Below are 17,338 nucleotides of genomic sequence, written 5' to 3'. Positions count from 1 at the left end.
TAATCCCTTCAAAACCACTCCAATTCATTTAATACTTATTAAATTTGCTCCCTCAATACAATTTAGGTTTAATTCAAAAGATTCCCGCCTACGCGGGAAATGTTATGTACAGAACACACAACAACGGCCAGCTTCGCGCGGCAGATATAAATAAAGAAGTAACCCTTGCAGGCTGGGTACAAAAAACCCGTGACAAAGGTTTTATGGTCTGGGTAGACCTTCGCGACCGCTATGGCATCACCCAACTTATTTTTGACGAGGAAAGAACTTCCAAGGAAGTAATTGAAAAAGCTACAAAACTGGGGCGCGAATTTGTAATCCAAGTTAAAGGTACCGTTATTGAGCGCGAATCCAAAAACCCAAACATGCCCACCGGCGATGTGGAAATTTTGGTTTCTGAACTAAATATTCTAAACGAATCCCTAACCCCACCCTTCACCATTGAAGACGAAACAGACGGAGGCGAGGATTTGCGAATGAAATATCGTTATTTAGATATCCGTAGAAAGCCAGTTCGTGAAAACCTTATTTTCCGTTCAAAGGTTGCAATGGCTGTTCGCAATTATCTTTCAAATGAAGGATTTATTGAAGTGGAAACCCCGTATTTAATAAAATCAACTCCTGAAGGTGCGCGTGATTTCGTAGTTCCTTCCAGAATGAACGAAGGGCAGTTTTATGCGCTTCCGCAATCGCCACAAACGTTTAAACAATTATTGATGGTAGGCGGATTGGACAAATATTTTCAAATAGTAAAATGTTTCCGCGATGAAGATTTGCGTGCAGACCGCCAGCCAGAGTTCACACAAATAGATTGCGAAATGGCATTTGTGGAACAAGAAGATATTCTGAACGCTTTTGAAGGCATGACAAGACATCTTCTAAAAGAAATAAACGGCGTGGAAGTTTCCGAGTTCCCAAGAATGACCTATGATGATGCAATGGCGAAATACGGAAACGACAAACCAGACATTCGCTTCGGGATGGAGTTTGGTGAGCTTAACACAGTTGCACAACACAAGGATTTCGGCGTTTTCAACCAAGCAGAATTGGTAGTCGGAATAGCAGTTCCCGGTGGAAATGCTTTCACCAGAAAAGAAATAGATAATTTAATTGATTGGCTAAAACGTCCACAAATTGGCGCAATGGGAATGGTTTACGTTCGTTGCAACGAAGACGGTACTTATAAATCTTCCGTAGATAAATTTTACGACCAAGGAGATTTGGCAAAGTGGGCAGAAGCAACCGATGCAAAATCGGGCGACTTAATCTGCGTACTTTCCGGAACAAAAAATAAAGCGAGAACACAGTTAAGTGCGTTACGTATGCATTTAGCAGAGCAACTGGGATTGAGGAAAAATAATGAATTCGCCCCACTTTGGGTAGTTGATTTCCCGCTATTGGAATGGGATGAGGAAACAAACCGATACCACGCCATGCACCACCCTTTCACTTCTCCAAAACCTGGGCAATTGGAACTTTTGGACACCAATCCGGGGGAAGTAAAAGCAAACGCTTACGATTTAGTTTTAAACGGAAACGAAATTGGCGGTGGCTCAATACGGATTCACGATAAAAAAACACAAGCCTTAATGTTTGATTATTTAGGCTTTACACCTGAAGAAGCAAAAGCACAGTTTGGCTTTTTGATGGACGCCTTCCAATATGGCGCGCCACCTCACGGCGGTATTGCTTTCGGCTTGGACAGATTGGTTGCAATTTTGGGTGGACAGGAAACCATCCGTGATTTCATCGCCTTCCCAAAAAACAATTCAGGTCGCGACGTGATGATAGATGCGCCTGCACCAATAGACAAAAAACAACTTGAGGAACTTCATTTGAAGGTCGAAATAAAATCATAATAAAAAATCCTGCACTTGCAGGATTTTTTGATAGCTTTAAAGATGAATTGGAAAAAAACAATAAAGATCACCGCATTAGTTATTGGTTTTCTTGTTTTAGCCTTTGTCGGTTATAGCAGTTATATTTATTATAACTACTATGGAAAATATGCAACTGATGAAGAAAAATACCCACATTACATAGGCTTTATAGACCAAAACACCGCACTACTTAGCCAAACCTATTCTCTATGTGATGATGGTACAATTTTTAAAACCCATCACGGAGCTCCATTTGATGCCTACAAAAACAACAAAAGAACATTTAAGGACAACGTTCTAAAAGCATATAAAAACGAAGGTTATACAGATTCTGGTTATGTAAATTTCAGGTTTTTGGTGAATTGTGAAGGCAATCCCGGTTGGTTTGAGATTATTGAAATTAACGAAGATTATGTAGAAGCTCCACATACCAAAGAAATGGTAGATCAGCTTTTGAAAATTACTTCAGATCCTTCGCATTGGGCAGTTTATACATATAATGAAGTGCCCAGAAATTATTATCATTACGTATCCTATAAAATTGAAAATGGAGAAATTACCGAAATACTTCCTTAGTATATTCGTGCTGATTCTGGCATTTTCATGTTCAGAAAAAGGCAAGGATTACAGTGCACTTTCCAAAGAAGAACGCAAAAAATTATCTGTGGAAATTTTTGATGGAGGAAGCCACCTTCCCCAAGGTTCACCAAAAAGCATGACCCGTATTGAAGAAGCTATTTCAGCAGACCCCGACAATTGTGATGCTGTTCGTGAGCTTTCAGTTGCTTATTTAAAACGGGGAATGCCGAATAAATGGAAGGTTGAAATGGATAAAGCGGTAGCCTGCAATGCCACTATTTGGCAACCTTATAGAGGCTACAATTATTTATGGTTTTACCGTGACTACAAAAAAGCCATTGCAGATTTTGACGCTTCAGACACTTTGACACCAAATTTTACAGATGCGCCACAGGGTCATAGCGTAGATTATTGGCGCGGCATTGCTTATTTGGGATTGAAGGATTATGAAAAATCCATCAGCTATTTCGAAAAATATTTAACCCAAATTACTGAAGAAAGTGGTGAAGATTGGGCTGAACCAACAGCATTTCTTTACCGTGGAATTGCTTATTTTGAAAAGCGTAATTTTGACGAAGCTTTGAAAGATTTTGACAAACTGCTTTTTTACAATAGAGACCATTCTGCAGACGGAAAATATTACAAAGCCTTAATTCTAAAGGAAAAAGAAGATTGTGAAACCGCAAAAAAATTGCTAGCAGATGCAAAAGTAGATTTTGCGAATGGTTATTATAATAATAGAGATTATGTGGAAACCTTATATCAAATTTTTCCACAAGATTTTGACAAACTAAATTCGGAACTAGAAACCCAATGCCCACACAAAAACGAAACTTACTAACACGCTTCCTTATTTGGAGGATAAAGCACATCTCACATAAACAGTTTGTGTTTATATTGAGCATTGTGGTTGGGCTTTTGGCAGGAATGGGGGCTGTAGTTTTAAAAAACCTCACCCACCTCATCCAACATTTGTTGGAAGGGAAGCTTATTGCACATTACCAAACAGCATTTTATTTTATTTTTCCTATTATCGGGCTTACCTTGACATTCTTGGTAATGCGTTATATAATTCGCCACAAAGTAAGCCACGGAATTCCATCAACCCTTTATGCAATTTCAAAACGAAAAGGTTTTATGCGACCTTTTCAAATGTTTGGTAGTTTAATTACAGCACCAATCACGGTTGGTTTTGGAGGTTCTGTTGGACTGGAAGGACCTACAGTGGCAACTGGCGCAGCGTTAAGCTCCAATCTCTCACGGATTTTTCATCTGAACCAGTCAACGCGAACTTTGCTGATTGGCTGTGCAGGAGCTGGTGCAATGTCCGCCATTTTTAAAGCACCTATCGCCGCAATTATTTTTGCGGTGGAAGTTTTCAGTCTGGACCTTACCCTAGCTTCCATGGTTCCTTTGCTTTTGGCGTCGGTTTCGGCTATTACAACTTCGTATTTCTTTCTGGGAACCGACGTATTGTTGCCTTTTAAAATCACAGACAAATTCGTTATCAACGACATTCCTTTTTATATTCTTTTGGGATTGGTAGCTTCAATGGTTTCCATTTATTACACAAAGATGTATTCCAACATCCAAGATTTCTTTGAGAAAATTGGTTCACCTATTAAACGTTTATTGATCGGGGGCATCGGTTTGGGGATTTTAGTTTATTTCATCCCGCCACTTTATGGAGAAGGGTTTGACGTGATAAACAATTTGGTTCAGGGCAACCCGAAAGTGGCTTTGGAAAATAACTTTTTCAATTTAGACCTTTCCAGCATTTGGGTAGTTATATTGCTATTGGCTGGATTGGTAGTTTTTAAAATTATAGCCAGCGCACTCACTTTTGGTGCAGGTGGTGTGGGGGGTATTTTTGCGCCAACACTTTTTATGGGAAGCATAATGGGCAACTGTTTTGCAAAAATTCTTAATAACATCGGATTTCTTAACCACCCTGTTTCAGAAAGTAATTTTACTTTGGTTGGGATGACTGGCTTAATGGCGGGAGTGTTGCATGCACCTTTGACAGCGATTTTCTTAATTGCTGAAGTGACCGGTGGGTACGAACTTTTTATACCCTTAATGGTTACTGCAGTCATTTCGTTTTCGCTTACCAAATATTTTATTCCCCATTCTGTTTATGCGATGGAACTGGGTAGAAAAGGCGATCTTATTACTCATAACAAAGACCATGCGGTACTCACCTTAATGGACATTACAACGGTAATTGAACGCGATTTCATTGCTGTTTACCCTGAAATGAATCTCGGCGAAATGGTACATCAAGCCGTAGTAAAATCCAAAAGGAATCTTTTCCCAGTGCTGAACAAAAAAACAAATGCCTTGGAAGGAATCATTCTTTTAGATGACCTGCGACCCGTAATGTTTGACCAAAATTTATACGAAGAAATAAAAGCCAGTGAGCTTATGCACAGCCCGCCAGGATTGATTGACCTAAACGAAGATAAAATGACCGACGTGATGAAAAAATTTCAGGATACTGGGGCCTGGAATCTTCCGGTAATCAACAATGGGGAATACTACGGCTTCGTTTCAAAATCTAAATTACTAACAGCATATCGAAGAAAATTGATTGATTTTTCGGGGAAATGATTCAGTAATGAGTAAAAATAAAATAAGATGAAATATTTTTTGACAATTTTGTTCATTTCGGTTCTCATTGCCTTGGGCATAGGTTTTTATATTAAGGCCGAAGATGAAGCTACAGGAAATTTAATTATTGGCCTTACTTTAATGGTTGGTTTTTTTGTTTTAATGCCACTTTTCATCTATCACCGATGGAAAAATCGAAGCGTAAAAGACTATATGCTCACCAAGGAAAACATTGAAAAGATGCAAGATTACCAAAAAGATAAAAAGATTTAAACTACTGGTGATTTTTAAAAAATTTTCATTTCCTTAACACATGAAATCATAATTATTATACATTTGTATCTAATTATTAATTTATTTCTTATTTACAATGGAAGGAACAGTAAAGTTTTTTAACGAATCTAAAGGTTTTGGTTTTATCACTAATGATGATACTGGAAAAGACATTTTTGTACATGTAACCGGCTTAAACGGAGAAGCTCTTAACGAAGGTGACAAAGTAGAATATGTTGAAGAAGAAGGAAGAAAAGGACGTGTTGCGGCTCAAGTTCGCGTAATCCACGACTAAAAGATATACGTTATGGATTTAAGAGCCTTTCAAAAATGAAAGGCTTTTTTTTAGGGCTGAGTGATTCCGATTTTTCATCAGAATTATATCGAAGCCTAATTTAAATTTCTTTTCTCGATAAAAAAACGTTTTAGAAGTTGTGAAGCTTCCTCAGCCATCACTCCACCAGTCATTACTGTTTTGGGATGTAGTTTTGTATTTAAAGAAATACAGCCCCGCTGTTCATCCCTCGCACCATAAACTATTTTTGAAATTTGGCTCCAAAACAAAGCCCCTGCGCACATCTGGCAGGGTTCAATAGTAACATACAGCGTGCAATTTATTAAATATTTCCCCCCCAAATAATTTGCTGCAGAGGTAATGGCCTGCATTTCGGCGTGGGCAGTCACATCGTTCAGTGTTTCCGTGAGGTTATGTGTGCGGGCAATAATCTGATTGTTTATCGTGATTACCGCACCTATTGGTATTTCTCCCTTTTCATAAGCAGCCTCAGCTTCTTGCAGGGCGCGTTTCATAAAATAGGTGTCGTTGTATGGGTTTATTATACTCAAGATTTCAGGCTTTTAATCAGAATTTGAAAAAGCGAAATTACGAATTAACAAATTAACGAATTCACCAATTAACAAATTCTCAATAGCTGTATCTTTGCATCGTGTCAGAAAATATCTTAAGTACTATAAAATACCCCGAAGACCTGCGGAAAATCCCGAAGGAAAAATTGCCACAATTGGCGCTGGAACTTCGTGAATTTATTATAAATATAGTAGCTACAAAAGAGGGGCATTTGGGTGCCAGCCTTGGCGTAGTAGAACTTACCATTGCGCTTCATTATGTGTTCAACACGCCCGATGATATTTTGGTGTGGGATGTAGGCCACCAAGCTTACGGCCATAAAATTTTGACAGGAAGAAAAGAAATTTTTCACACAAACCGACAACTGGGTGGTATCAGCGGTTTTCCAAAACGCGACGAAAGTGAATATGATACTTTTGGTGTAGGCCACAGCAGTACTGCAATTTCTGCAGCGCTCGGAATGGCAATCGCTTCAAAATTAAAAGGTGAAATAGAAAAACAACACATTGCCGTGGTTGGCGACGCTTCCATTGCCAGTGGAATGGCCTTTGAAGCGTTGAACCACGCGGGAGTTACAGACACTAACCTCTTAGTAATTTTAAACGATAATGCTATTGGCATCGATCCGAGTGTGGGTGCGTTGAAAAACTATTTTACCAAAGTGAAATTCAATGGCGCAAAAGATGCTGACAATATTTTTGAAGCACTAAACTTCAACTATTCTGGACCAATCGATGGCCACAATTTGAACATCGTAATCTCAGAATTAGAAAGACTTAAAAATGTTCCAGGACCAAAAGTGCTACACCTAATTACAACCAAAGGCAAGGGGTTACGCCAAGCCGAAGAAAATCAAGTCGTGTATCATGCGCCAGGTAAATTTGATGCGCTTACCGGCGATCTCGCTCCAAAAAGCAGTAATGCTCAGCCTCCAAAATTTCAGGATGTATTCGGAAAAACACTGGTTGAACTTGCTTCAAAAAATAAAAAAATTATAGGTATTACTCCCGCAATGCCTACAGGAAGTTCCTTAAAGTTCATGATGGATGCTTTCCCCGAAAGAGCTTTTGACGTGGGTATTGCAGAACAGCACGCGGTTACTTTTGCCGCAGGAATGGCAACCCAAGGATTTAACGTGTTTTGTAATATTTATTCCACTTTTTTGCAGCGAGCTTATGACCAAGTTATTCACGATGTGTGCCTCCAAAAAATACCTGTAATTTTCTGTTTAGATCGTGCTGGGATTGTGGGTGAAGACGGAGCAACGCATCACGGTATTTTTGATTTGGCCTATTTAAACTGCATCCCTAACCTCATCATTTTTGCACCTCGAAACGAAGTTGAACTTCGGAACATATTGTTTACTGCACAACAAGGATTGGAGCTACCCATCTTTATTCGCTATCCGCGCGGTAGGGGGCGGATTATGGAATGGCAAAAACCTTTTAGCAAAATTGAAATAGGAAAAGCTGATGTTTTAAAAGAAGGGAATGAAATAGCTGTCTTAACCATTGGAACAATAGCAGATAATGCTCTGGAAGCAATTGGAATGTTATCAGCTGTACAACAGGAAAAAATTGGTTTGATTGATATGCGTTTCTTAAAGCCTTTGGATGAAATGCTTCTGCATCAAATTTTCAAGAAATACAAAACAATTATTACGGTTGAAGACGGAACGATTATTGGCGGTCTGGGATCTTCGATAGCTACTTTTGCTGCTTCAAAAGGCTATAAAAACAAAATTGAAATTATAGGTATTCCGGATGTTTTTCCCGAACAGGGTACCGTTTCAGAATTGCAGGAAATTGCAGGTATTTCTTCAGAAAAAATAAATCAAATCCTTCAAAAAAACTTATAAAAAAAGAGGCTCTTTCGAGCCTCTTTTGAGTTTTAAAAAATATATCTAATCTTAGTTGATTATCAATTTAGTTGTCTGCGAACGGTCAGCACTGTTGATCTGCATCAAGTATATACCTGAAGTAAGACCAGATGCGTTGATAGTTGCACTTTGGTGAAGTTCAACTGTTTGATTGAACACCTTTCTACCATTCATATCAAAAATAGAGATTGTAGCTTCTCCAACATCAATTCGAGATTTAATGCTAAGCTCTCCATTTGAAGGATTAGGATAAACTATGAAATTGTTAAAAGTTGAGTTATCAGAAATACCTAGCTCACATCCTACTGGAATATCAAAATTCTCGGTTCCATCAGATCTGCTATTGGTACTTCCTTGAATAGCATTTTCTCCAAGACCTCTCTTGGCAAAAGCACGCCAGATAAGACATCTGTTAGCTCCAGCATTAGCAAGCAGGTCAGCTTCTAGTATAGCATCCCTTCCGTCAACAAATCCAGGGCTACAAGGTTGAAGTTTCATTCCGTCCATAACAAGTTGAAGCGCAATGTTATTACCGCCAGTTCCGTTTTTAACATCTGAGTCAAAACCGTATTGGTCAATCAAGTCCCAAGTTAAATCCCAAAGCATAGTTGTCCAAACGGAGCCCACTCCGTGAGGAACTGCTTGGGTTTTAATACTATTGTATGTAAAATCATTTACTGCGAAGTCTGTATTGTAATATTTAGTTCTTAAACCTCTTCCACCTATACCTTCGCCTAGTGCATAGGTACCAATACCACGGTAATCATTTCTAGAGTCACCTGGCTTCATTGTTAGTATCAATCCAAAATAATCGCTCCAACCTTCACCCATCTGCTCTTCATTTTGAAGACAGCCAGCTTGACTAGGGCCTCCAGTTAAACGGTTAGAAATACCGTGGCCGTATTCGTGTGCGATTATCACATTGTCAAGATCTCCATCTCTTTGGAAAGGATCATCTCCAGAACCGTCATTTTCCAATGTTGCGCTAATGGTATCTCCATTTAGAAGTGAGGTAATTAAAGCCTCTCCGTCTGATTGATATACCATAATGGCCGGAATTGTGATGCCAGAACCATTTCCTCCCATTGCAAGAGGATCTCCAGGAACGTCATTCACAACTATTACAGCTAAAGCACCTTCATTTTGTGCAGCGAGCGTTTTTATATTGTAAGCACAAGTTCCTCTTTTGATTACCACAATTTTACCGTTCAAATCACCGCCATTAGTTACATTGTTGCAACCGTCATTTGGATCGCCACTGTCATCCACTATCACCACAAGATCTGCAGTTATAGGAGAAACTGGCAATGGTGGCGCAAAATTGGAATCGGCTGCATAATAAACACCAGCCAACGGACCATTGTTCACGGTAAGAAAAGTTCCCAATACCTTGCCTGGGGCATTCCAAAGATACATTTGCATTCTTGGTGCACCGCCATCAGGTGGTGTTCCAAAGTTTGCATTGTTCATACCACTACCATCTTGTGCATCAGCAACAACAAAATCATTTCCATTACCAGGATTGCCATAGTTATTTTTTTGGAAGTTTCCACTTTCTTCATCAAAACCGTAATGGTACAGAATGTCGTGCATCATATTGTTCATATAAAACAAATTGGTAAGCGCTCCATCCAAAAAGTTAACTGGGACCTGAGGAAGGTTAAAAGGAAAATCAAAAGTAAGTGTTGGGCCACCATCAGCAGTTCCACCATTACCATTGTTTCCATTTCGATCTTCATTTGCCAAAACATTGTTACCCTTAGTTTCAGTAAAGTCTGCACCTGCTATACCATCCCAATCATGCCATCCAAATGGGGAAGCTGTTGGGTCAGAAGGATCAGAAACTATTGTATCATCTCCATCGTTAGGAGCAACCAATGGCAAAGCAAATACACGATAGGAAGAACCATCACCAAGCGTACGGCTTGAATTGGTTACCTTATTATTTGAGAAAAGCAGACTGCCAGTATTGGCATGAGAATGTGAACCTTCAAAGTTACAGCTCACTACCCAATCGTTAGTATCCAATAATTCGCCAGTAAGGGCATCAATACGAACACTGTAATAATGAGAGGCATCTTTAAGAGAGATACTCAAATCCCAAGCAAGTTTTAAAGCACCCGTTTCATCCATTTTTTGATAAACAAGTTCTACTGGAATGTTTTCCAATGAAATATTGCCATTGGAAAAAATGTAGCTATTATCTGAAATTGTTTCTAACAAATTAAGATTTGAAGGGTTTTCCAAACCAAGCCAGTTTGCAGCTTTTGATATTGCGTTTACTGCCGAAATAGATGGCGAAGTGCTATTTACTTTTGCAGCAGCATTCTCAGTAAAAGAAAGTTTTGCACTTATTACTGCCCCATCTTTTATAACGAATGAGGAAACAGAACTGAACAATTTAATGCCTTGGTGGCGTTGTTCAACATAAACATTTTGAACTTGCAAGCTTTTTGAAAAGCTTTGCGAAGCAACCGAAATATCGGAAATATCCTGCTGTTGTAGCGAATATTGCGCTCGGTTTTGTTGAAGGTACGATTTTATCACACTGCTGTAATCCTGTGCAAAGGAAACATTTACAGCAAAAATGATAATTAAGTAAAGAATTTTTTTCATAAGATAAAAATTAAGTTTTTAGGTGATTACGATCAGAAATGATTGATCAAAAAAAATGTTGATATATAATTTCCAAAAATTGAATTTATAAAAATATCATAAAATTGGTGATAAACCCTATTTAAATTCAATTTTTAACATATTTCGACGCAACGTTCACTTTTATCTACAAATTCCCTCTTACTTTCTGAAAAATCTGAAGGGCGTTCCCATCAGTAAGTCTGGAGATGAAACTACAGCACTCCATTATATATTCATAAACCGACTGCGGTTTTTGTGAAAGATCGCATCCAAACATTCTCAACAATAACTTATCATAATGACGCGCCTTACCGTGGTAATGGTTTTCATAAGCCGTCGTGAATACATCAAGTAAAGTTGACAATATAGTATAACCGGCAATCTCCTTTTCCATCACTTCGGTGCTTTGGTACACTTTTTCAATACTTATTTTAATAATATCTGCGATCTGGGCTTTGTATTGGCTTTTGTCAAGCAAAGCTTCGGAAAAAGTTCCTTTCAATATAGCTTCCTCATTGTCAATAAAAATAGTGGCGGCTTCGGCAATCAAGGTGTTAATGGCAATCGCACGTAAATAAGCCAATCTGTCCTGTGGCGTATTTAAACGCGAATAAACTTCTGTTTTTAAATTGTTTCGAACCAGATTAATCAAATATTCCAGCGCTATTTCTTCTTCAATTAAACCCAGATTGATGCCGTCTTCAAAATCTATTATCGTGTAGCAAATATCATCAGCTGCTTCCACGAGAAACGTGAGCGGATGGCGTGCAAAACCATTATTGTTTCGGTTTAAAAGACCAAGTTCAGAAACTACTTCCGTGAAAAAATCTGTTTCACTTTGAAAAACGCCGAATTTTTTATCGGCAACGTGAGCTGTGGGTTTCTTGGGAAGGGATTGTTTTGGGTATTTCATAAACGCGCCCAAAGTAGCATACGTCAACCGCAAACCGCCTTCAACACCGTTTTTAGATTCGGTCAATATCTTGAAGCCGTTGGCATTTCCTTCAAAGTCCACCAAATCCTGATATTCTTTTTCGGTGAGTTGATTTTTGAAACGCTTGCCTTTTCCGTTTAAAAAATAATCGCCAATGGCTTTTTCACCACTGTGACCAAAAGGCGGATTGCCAATATCGTGCGCCAAAGCGGCCGCAGCCACAATAGCTCCAAAATCGTTGAATTGATAGCCGTGTACATTTTGCAAATGCGGATGTTTTTTCAATATTTCCTTTCCAACAATTCTACCCAAAGAGCGGCCAACTACAGAGACTTCTAAACTATGTGTCAATCGGGTATGCACAAAAGAAGTCTTTGATAGTGGAATAACCTGTGTTTTGTCTTGCAAACTTCTAAAAGGCGATGAAAAAATAACGCGATCGTAATCCACCTCAAAACCCAAGCGAGTTTCGTTTTCTTCTATCCTGAGTCTTTTGCTTTTATTCCCTTGCTTCCGTAAAGAGAGCAACTGTTCCCATTGCATCATAATCTTTATAAAATTTGAAGGCAAGATACTATTTTCAAAAGGGTAGGACAATAATTTTTTTGGTATCTCCATAACATTTAGCTAACCCTAAAATCACTAATTGATAACAGCCAATTAACACATTAGTTACACAAGCACGGTTTCTTTGCACCAATAAATCAAACGACAAAAATGAAAACTATTTTTAAACTTTTATTCTTCTTTTTTACCGTAGCGACCATTGCACAGGAAAGTGGTTCTATAGTAGGTAAACTAACAGATACAGATTACAATAATGAACCTTTGCCTTTTGCAAACGTATTTATTAAAGGAACCACAATAGGGGTAACCTCTGATATTGATGGCTTATATGCAATTGAAAACGTTAAGCCTGGAACCTATACAGTTGTTTTTAGTTTTGTTGGCTATGAAACTGTTGAGATTCCTAATGTTACCGTTATTGAAAATAAGGTTACAAATATAAACGTACCAATGAGCGCGAGTGCAGCCGCTCTGGATGAAGTGGTAATTAAAACCACCACCCGAAGGGAAAGTGCGGTAGCTTTATTATTAGAACAGAAAAAAGCTGTAGGAATTACCCAATCCATAGGAGCCGAAGACCTTTCAAGAAAAGGTGTTGGTGATGCCGAAGGCGCTGTGACCAAAGTAACGGGTGTTAAAAAACAGGCAGGTATTAAGAACGTATTTGTTCGCGGTTTGGGCGATCGTTACAATTCTACAACTTTAAATGAATTGCCGCTTCCTTCCGAAGATCCGGAATATAAAAACATTTCGTTGGACTTTTTCTCTAGTGATGTAATTGAGAGCGTTGGTATCAACAAAACTTTTTCTGTGCCGCTTTATGGCGATGTTGCGGGAGCCAATATAAATATTGTAAGCAAAGAGCTAACCGGACCGAGCAGTTTGCAGTTTTCCATTTCCCCGGAAGTGAATACACGAGCTGTTGGAAAGGAATTTTTGATTATGGACAACGCCAAATACATTGGCAATATCCATAATGTACACGTTCCAATAACAGATTTGAATGTACATGCTTTTGACAACAACTTTAAGCCAAGCACGCAAAACGCCCAACTAAACTCTAGTTATTCTCTTTCTGGCGGAAAACGTTTTGATATAGGCAACAATAGGTTAAGCCTTTTCTTCGTAGGTAATTTTGATAATAAATATGAATACCGCGAAGGAACTTCAGACAGGATAAACGCTGCTGGCGGTTATAATCAGGAGTTTAACCGAACAGAATATAAATACAGCGTTTCAAAACTGGCGATGGCCAATGTGAAATGGCGTTTTCAGGAAGGAGATTATATTGCCGCAAACAGTATGTTCATCAAAAACAACAGCCAAAGCGTTGCTGATTATTACGGACTGAAAGCGGGTCTTACCGAAAATGACGAGCCTGAAAATCCAGTTCGTGCTTTTATAAGAAGACAACAAGAAAACGAAAATAATCTTTTCGTAAACCAACTTTTAACCTCCCTTACCCTTACTGAAAAACTAAGTTTGGAAGCGGGAGCCTCTTACAATACAATCCGTGGTTACGAGCCAGACCGAAGAACCAATACGTATGTTATTGATGTGAATTCAGACGTTGCGAGAGCTGCTTCGGGTAGCGCGCTTAACAATCGCTTTTACTCAAGTCTTGAAGAAAACGATTTAGCCGGAAAGCTTTATTTGGATTATGCATTAAACGGAAAAAACGAAGACAGTAAAAATAGTAGAATCCGTTTGGGATACAATTATAGAGACACAGACAGAACTTTCAATTACACCCAAATAAACTATATTTTAGACAGTCCAGCAGTAGTTGATATTGACAATCCAGACACTTCACTTTTCAATCAACAATCACTGAATGAGGAAATTTTCAGACTGACAACAAACCGCGGTGATGGCCGTGATGGAAAAGACCCTTTCATTCCTTTCACTTATGACGGAACCAGAACAATTCATTCAGGTTTGGGAGAAGTAAGTTATGATTTTTCAAATAGCTTTTCAGCAAACGTAGGCGTTCGTTACGAAAAAGTGAAACAAGAAGTAAATTTTGACACCAACCTTGCATCAACAAACGACCCAAATACCGACCCTTCATTGATTGATGAAAATTTCGTTCTTCCAAGTTTCAATTTGAAATATAATTTCAACGAAAACAGTATTGTACGCTTGGCAGGAAGCAAAACCTATACCCTTCCACAGTTTAAGGAAGTGGCGCCTTTTCTTTATGAAGACGTAAGTTTCAACAGTTTTGGTAACCCAGATTTGTTAACGGCAGACAACTACAATTTGGATTTGAAGTATGAATACTATTTCAGCCCTGGTGAAATTGTTGCAGTTACTGGTTTCTACAAAAACATCAAAAACGCAATTAACCGTATTGAAGTGAATTCTGCCGCAGGCGAACTTTCCTATGTAAACACCGGTGATGCAACTATTGGAGGTGTTGAACTTGAACTGAGAAAAAACATTTTGAAGCTTTCAAATGATTCAGACAGTGAAAAAACATTGACTTTCGGGTTAAATGCTTCCTATTTATACTCAAATCAAAAATTAGAAGACGTACCAACGGATAATCTTACCGTACGTTTCACCAATAAAGAAGATGAACTGGAAGGTTCTTCTCCGTTCATCTTGGGCTCAGATTTAACCTTGAATTTGAAAAAGAAAAAAAGTGGCCTTACCAGCTCTGTAGTTTTTAATTACAACAGCAAAAGTATTTACTCTTTGGGAACTGGCGGGGATGACGCAAACCCTGGCTCTGGAAAGAACAATATTATGCTTTCGGCTATTCCAACCTTGGATTTCATCAACAAAATTGCCATCAATGAAAACTTCGGAATCAAGCTTAACATAAAAAACATATTGAATCCTGAATACAAATTGACACAAGATGTAAACAATATTGGAGTTCCAAATGCTGCATTGCCCGACGGACAGGAAGTTCCAGTTGAAACCTACAAAAGAGGTGTGGTTTTTAGTGCCGGTGTTTCCTATTCATTTTAAAAAATACAATTAACAAAACGATAATATTAACCTAAGCGTGACGAAACAACACAATTGTTTCTTTGCATCAAACTTTTAAAACAAAACAAAAAAATGAAAAAATTTCTTTTATCAAGCTTTGTAATCGCAACATTAGCCCTTACTGGCTGTAGTAAAGACGATAGCCCCACACCTGTGGCCGCTACTTGTAATGATGGAGTTCAAAACGGCGATGAAACCGGTATCGATTGTGGCGGTTCTGCCTGCGAGCCTTGCGCAGTACAAGCTGAAAAGGACGGTATAATAGCATCTCAAGATGATCCAGATTTAGATCCTTTGGATCTTAAAGGTAATGTTACCGCAGATGTTTGTCTTACCAATGACACCGTGTGGATTCTTACTGGCCCTTTAAGTGTTAAGGCTGGCGCAACACTTTGTGTAGAGCCAGGAACAACTATTAAAGCTGTTGCCGGCGGAACCAATGTTTATGTAGCCATTGAGCAAGGCGCCAAAATTAACGCTGCTGGAACTGCTGCTGCTCCAATTAAATTTACATCTAATGCTTCAAATCCACGTTCTGGGGATTGGGGTGGTATTCTTTTAATAGGGAAAGCACCAATTAGTGGTGGTGGAACTGCAACTACTGAAGTTGTTGATTTAACTTACGGTGGAACTGTAGCTAACGATAATTCTGGAGTTATGAAATATGTGGAAGCTTCATATACTGGAGCTCGTATTAACGGTGATAAAGAATTCAACGGAATCACTTTCTATGCAGTAGGAAATGAAACAGTAATTGAAAACGTAGCTGTATTTTATGGAGATGATGATGCCTATGAATTTTTCGGCGGAACAGTAAACGTTACAAATGCAATAGCAGTAAACGCAAAAGACGATTTGTTTGACTGGACCCAAGGATGGACAGGAACTGCAACCAATCTTTATGGTTTGCGTGAAGCCAATTTCACATCAATTACTGAAGATCCACGTGGATTGGAAGGCGATGGAAACCTTGACGGAAATTCTCCTGGTGATACTGGACAATCAAACCCAACTATTAATGGTTTGGTTTTAATAAATGGAGCAGCAATTGAAATGGCTGATATGATTAAAGTGCGAAGAGGTAGTGGTCTTACACTAACCAATGCATACGTAGCCTTTGCAAATGCAAATGCAAAAGCAGCAGATTTCATCGATTTAACAGACTCTAAAGGAGATGCAAAAGGCTCTTCAGTTAATCTTTCTGTAATGGGAGATTCTTCAACAGGTCTTGATATTACAGACATCAAGACAACTGCTGGAGCAACTATAAATGTAACAGATGGAACCCTTCCAACAGTGAGCAGAGATTTGTTCAACTGGACTGGCTACGTTTTTGAATAAAGTATTGAATTAGCAAAAAACAAAAACCCCGCTTTCAATTGAAACCGGGGTTTTTACATATTAATCTTTATTCTTAATTTACAACAATTTGAGTGTCGGAAGATTTCCAAGTAACAACCTTGGCAACACGAGCATCCATATAGCTTACCTCTTTAATATTTTTATCCGTAAAGAAATACCAAGTGCCAACTTTTTCTCCATTATTGTATTGTGCAACGGCAGTTTTTTCTCCTTTTAGATCATAACTCACCCATTCTCCAGTAAGCTTGTTCTCCTTAGAGTAATATCCTGTTTGTGCAATCATTCCATTATCGTGATAGATTGTTGCTTCAATAACATCACCATCCAAGAAGTATGTGTTTTTCTTAGTATCCTGTGAAAAGGAAACTGAAGTGAATAATGCGATTGCTAAAATTGTGATTATATTTTTCATTTGTAAGGCTTTTAAATATTCTGAATATTCAAATTTACAAAATTAACCTTTAAGAAACGATTACATAACGTTTTAGTAACACTAAACCTGCAACTATCTGATTTCTAATTATTTAATTATTAATAAATTTATAAAAATAATAACTTAATGATTTGATAAAACTAAATTCACATAAAATAATCACAGATTAATTTCCTTTGTAATTGTCTTTAAATAGGCAATATTTAAAATCGTTTAGTTTTTGTCGACTAGATTTTAAAACTGGGCTGTTCTTAATTGAGCAGCCCTTTTCTTTTGTTTTTTGCACCAATATTAGTAAAGTAACTTAACATTAAAG

At 38.3% G+C, this 17,338-nt stretch carries 13 protein-coding genes; 9 read left to right on the top strand and 4 right to left on the bottom strand.

The genetic code is table 11. The features are described 5' to 3' along the window. Positions 1-104 precede the first annotated feature (104 nt). The 6 genes from aspS to ESU54_RS01795 all read left to right on the top strand — a co-directional run bounded on the left by aspS (position 105) and on the right by ESU54_RS01795 (position 5,637). A complete protein-coding gene (gene aspS, locus ESU54_RS01820) occupies positions 105-1,859 on the top strand; it encodes an aspartate--tRNA ligase (RefSeq protein WP_111843248.1) in 1,755 nt (584 codons plus the stop codon). Between the two features lie 42 nt (positions 1,860-1,901). Further along, entirely contained in the window at positions 1,902-2,456 is a 555-nt protein-coding gene (locus tag ESU54_RS01815; protein ID WP_111842821.1) for a hypothetical protein, read from the top strand. After that, a complete protein-coding gene (locus tag ESU54_RS01810; RefSeq protein ID WP_111842822.1) occupies positions 2,428-3,300 on the top strand; it encodes a tetratricopeptide repeat protein in 873 nt (290 codons plus the stop codon). The genes ESU54_RS01815 and ESU54_RS01810 overlap by 29 nt, the downstream gene beginning before the upstream one ends. Then, positions 3,273-5,069 (top strand): chloride channel protein, encoded by a 1,797-nt coding sequence (locus tag ESU54_RS01805; protein ID WP_111842823.1) that lies wholly within the window; start codon positions 3,273-3,275, stop codon positions 5,067-5,069. Before ESU54_RS01810 ends, ESU54_RS01805 begins: the two co-directional genes overlap by 28 nt. A gap of 27 nt (positions 5,070-5,096) precedes the next feature. Continuing rightward, a complete protein-coding gene (locus ESU54_RS01800; RefSeq protein ID WP_111842824.1) occupies positions 5,097-5,342 on the top strand; it encodes a hypothetical protein in 246 nt (81 codons plus the stop codon). A 97-nt stretch (positions 5,343-5,439) separates the two neighbouring features. Then, positions 5,440-5,637, top strand: a complete 198-nt coding sequence (locus ESU54_RS01795; RefSeq protein ID WP_111842825.1) for a cold-shock protein — start codon at positions 5,440-5,442, stop codon at positions 5,635-5,637. 95 nt (positions 5,638-5,732) lie between these two features. On the opposite strand, the gene ESU54_RS01790 is transcribed toward ESU54_RS01795, so the two are convergent. Next, on the bottom strand, positions 5,733-6,182 hold the full coding sequence (locus ESU54_RS01790; RefSeq protein WP_111843249.1) for a nucleoside deaminase: 450 nt from the start codon (positions 6,180-6,182) through the stop codon (positions 5,733-5,735). A 107-nt stretch (positions 6,183-6,289) separates the two neighbouring features. On the opposite strand from ESU54_RS01790, the gene ESU54_RS01785 reads away from it, so the two are divergent. Continuing rightward, positions 6,290-8,068 (top strand): 1-deoxy-D-xylulose-5-phosphate synthase, encoded by a 1,779-nt coding sequence (locus tag ESU54_RS01785; protein ID WP_111842826.1) that lies wholly within the window; start codon positions 6,290-6,292, stop codon positions 8,066-8,068. A 51-nt stretch (positions 8,069-8,119) separates the two neighbouring features. Here ESU54_RS01785 and ESU54_RS01780 read toward each other — a convergent pair whose 3' ends face one another. Both ESU54_RS01780 and ESU54_RS01775 read right to left on the bottom strand, forming a co-directional pair. After that, positions 8,120-10,705: a T9SS-dependent M36 family metallopeptidase gene (locus ESU54_RS01780; protein WP_111842827.1), complete on the bottom strand. Its 2,586-nt coding sequence runs from the start codon at positions 10,703-10,705 to the stop codon at positions 8,120-8,122. 166 nt (positions 10,706-10,871) lie between these two features. Beyond that, positions 10,872-12,203, bottom strand: coding sequence for a deoxyguanosinetriphosphate triphosphohydrolase (locus ESU54_RS01775; protein ID WP_170253248.1), 1,332 nt, complete (start codon positions 12,201-12,203; stop codon positions 10,872-10,874). Between the two features lie 174 nt (positions 12,204-12,377). Here ESU54_RS01775 and ESU54_RS01770 point away from each other — a divergent pair, with 174 nt between their 5' ends. Together ESU54_RS01770 and ESU54_RS01765 are read left to right on the top strand one after the other, a co-directional pair. Continuing rightward, positions 12,378-15,206, top strand: a complete 2,829-nt coding sequence (locus ESU54_RS01770; RefSeq protein WP_111842828.1) for a TonB-dependent receptor — start codon at positions 12,378-12,380, stop codon at positions 15,204-15,206. A gap of 93 nt (positions 15,207-15,299) precedes the next feature. Further along, a complete protein-coding gene (locus ESU54_RS01765) occupies positions 15,300-16,568 on the top strand; it encodes a hypothetical protein (RefSeq protein ID WP_111842829.1) in 1,269 nt (422 codons plus the stop codon). A 73-nt stretch (positions 16,569-16,641) separates the two neighbouring features. Here ESU54_RS01765 and ESU54_RS01760 read toward each other — a convergent pair whose 3' ends face one another. Further along, complete coding sequence (locus ESU54_RS01760) at positions 16,642-17,001, bottom strand: toxin-antitoxin system YwqK family antitoxin (protein ID WP_111842830.1); 360 nt, start codon at positions 16,999-17,001, stop codon at positions 16,642-16,644. Positions 17,002-17,338: the final 337 nt, after the last annotated feature.

Source organism: Aequorivita antarctica (assembly GCF_007997155.1).
Lineage (GTDB): Bacteria > Bacteroidota > Bacteroidia > Flavobacteriales > Flavobacteriaceae > Aequorivita > Aequorivita antarctica.
This window is presented reverse-complemented; position numbering and strand designations above follow the sequence as displayed.

Bases quoted from the DNA above. Each gene is read 5' to 3' on its own strand.
- ESU54_RS01760 (WP_111842830.1), bottom strand. From the start codon at position 17,001: ATGAAAAATATAATCACAATTTTAGCAATCGCATTATTCACTTCAGTT.
- ESU54_RS01800 (WP_111842824.1), top strand. From the start codon at position 5,097: ATGAAATATTTTTTGACAATTTTGTTCATTTCGGTTCTCATTGCCTTG.
- ESU54_RS01780 (WP_111842827.1), bottom strand. From the start codon at position 10,705: ATGAAAAAAATTCTTTACTTAATTATCATTTTTGCTGTAAATGTTTCC.
- ESU54_RS01815 (WP_111842821.1), top strand. From the start codon at position 1,902: ATGAATTGGAAAAAAACAATAAAGATCACCGCATTAGTTATTGGTTTT.
- ESU54_RS01765 (WP_111842829.1), top strand. From the start codon at position 15,300: ATGAAAAAATTTCTTTTATCAAGCTTTGTAATCGCAACATTAGCCCTT.
- ESU54_RS01770 (WP_111842828.1), top strand. From the start codon at position 12,378: ATGAAAACTATTTTTAAACTTTTATTCTTCTTTTTTACCGTAGCGACC.
- aspS (WP_111843248.1), top strand. From the start codon at position 105: ATGTACAGAACACACAACAACGGCCAGCTTCGCGCGGCAGATATAAAT.
- ESU54_RS01775 (WP_170253248.1), bottom strand. From the start codon at position 12,203: ATGCAATGGGAACAGTTGCTCTCTTTACGGAAGCAAGGGAATAAAAGC.
- ESU54_RS01795 (WP_111842825.1), top strand. From the start codon at position 5,440: ATGGAAGGAACAGTAAAGTTTTTTAACGAATCTAAAGGTTTTGGTTTT.
- ESU54_RS01810 (WP_111842822.1), top strand. From the start codon at position 2,428: ATGGAGAAATTACCGAAATACTTCCTTAGTATATTCGTGCTGATTCTG.
- ESU54_RS01805 (WP_111842823.1), top strand. From the start codon at position 3,273: ATGCCCACACAAAAACGAAACTTACTAACACGCTTCCTTATTTGGAGG.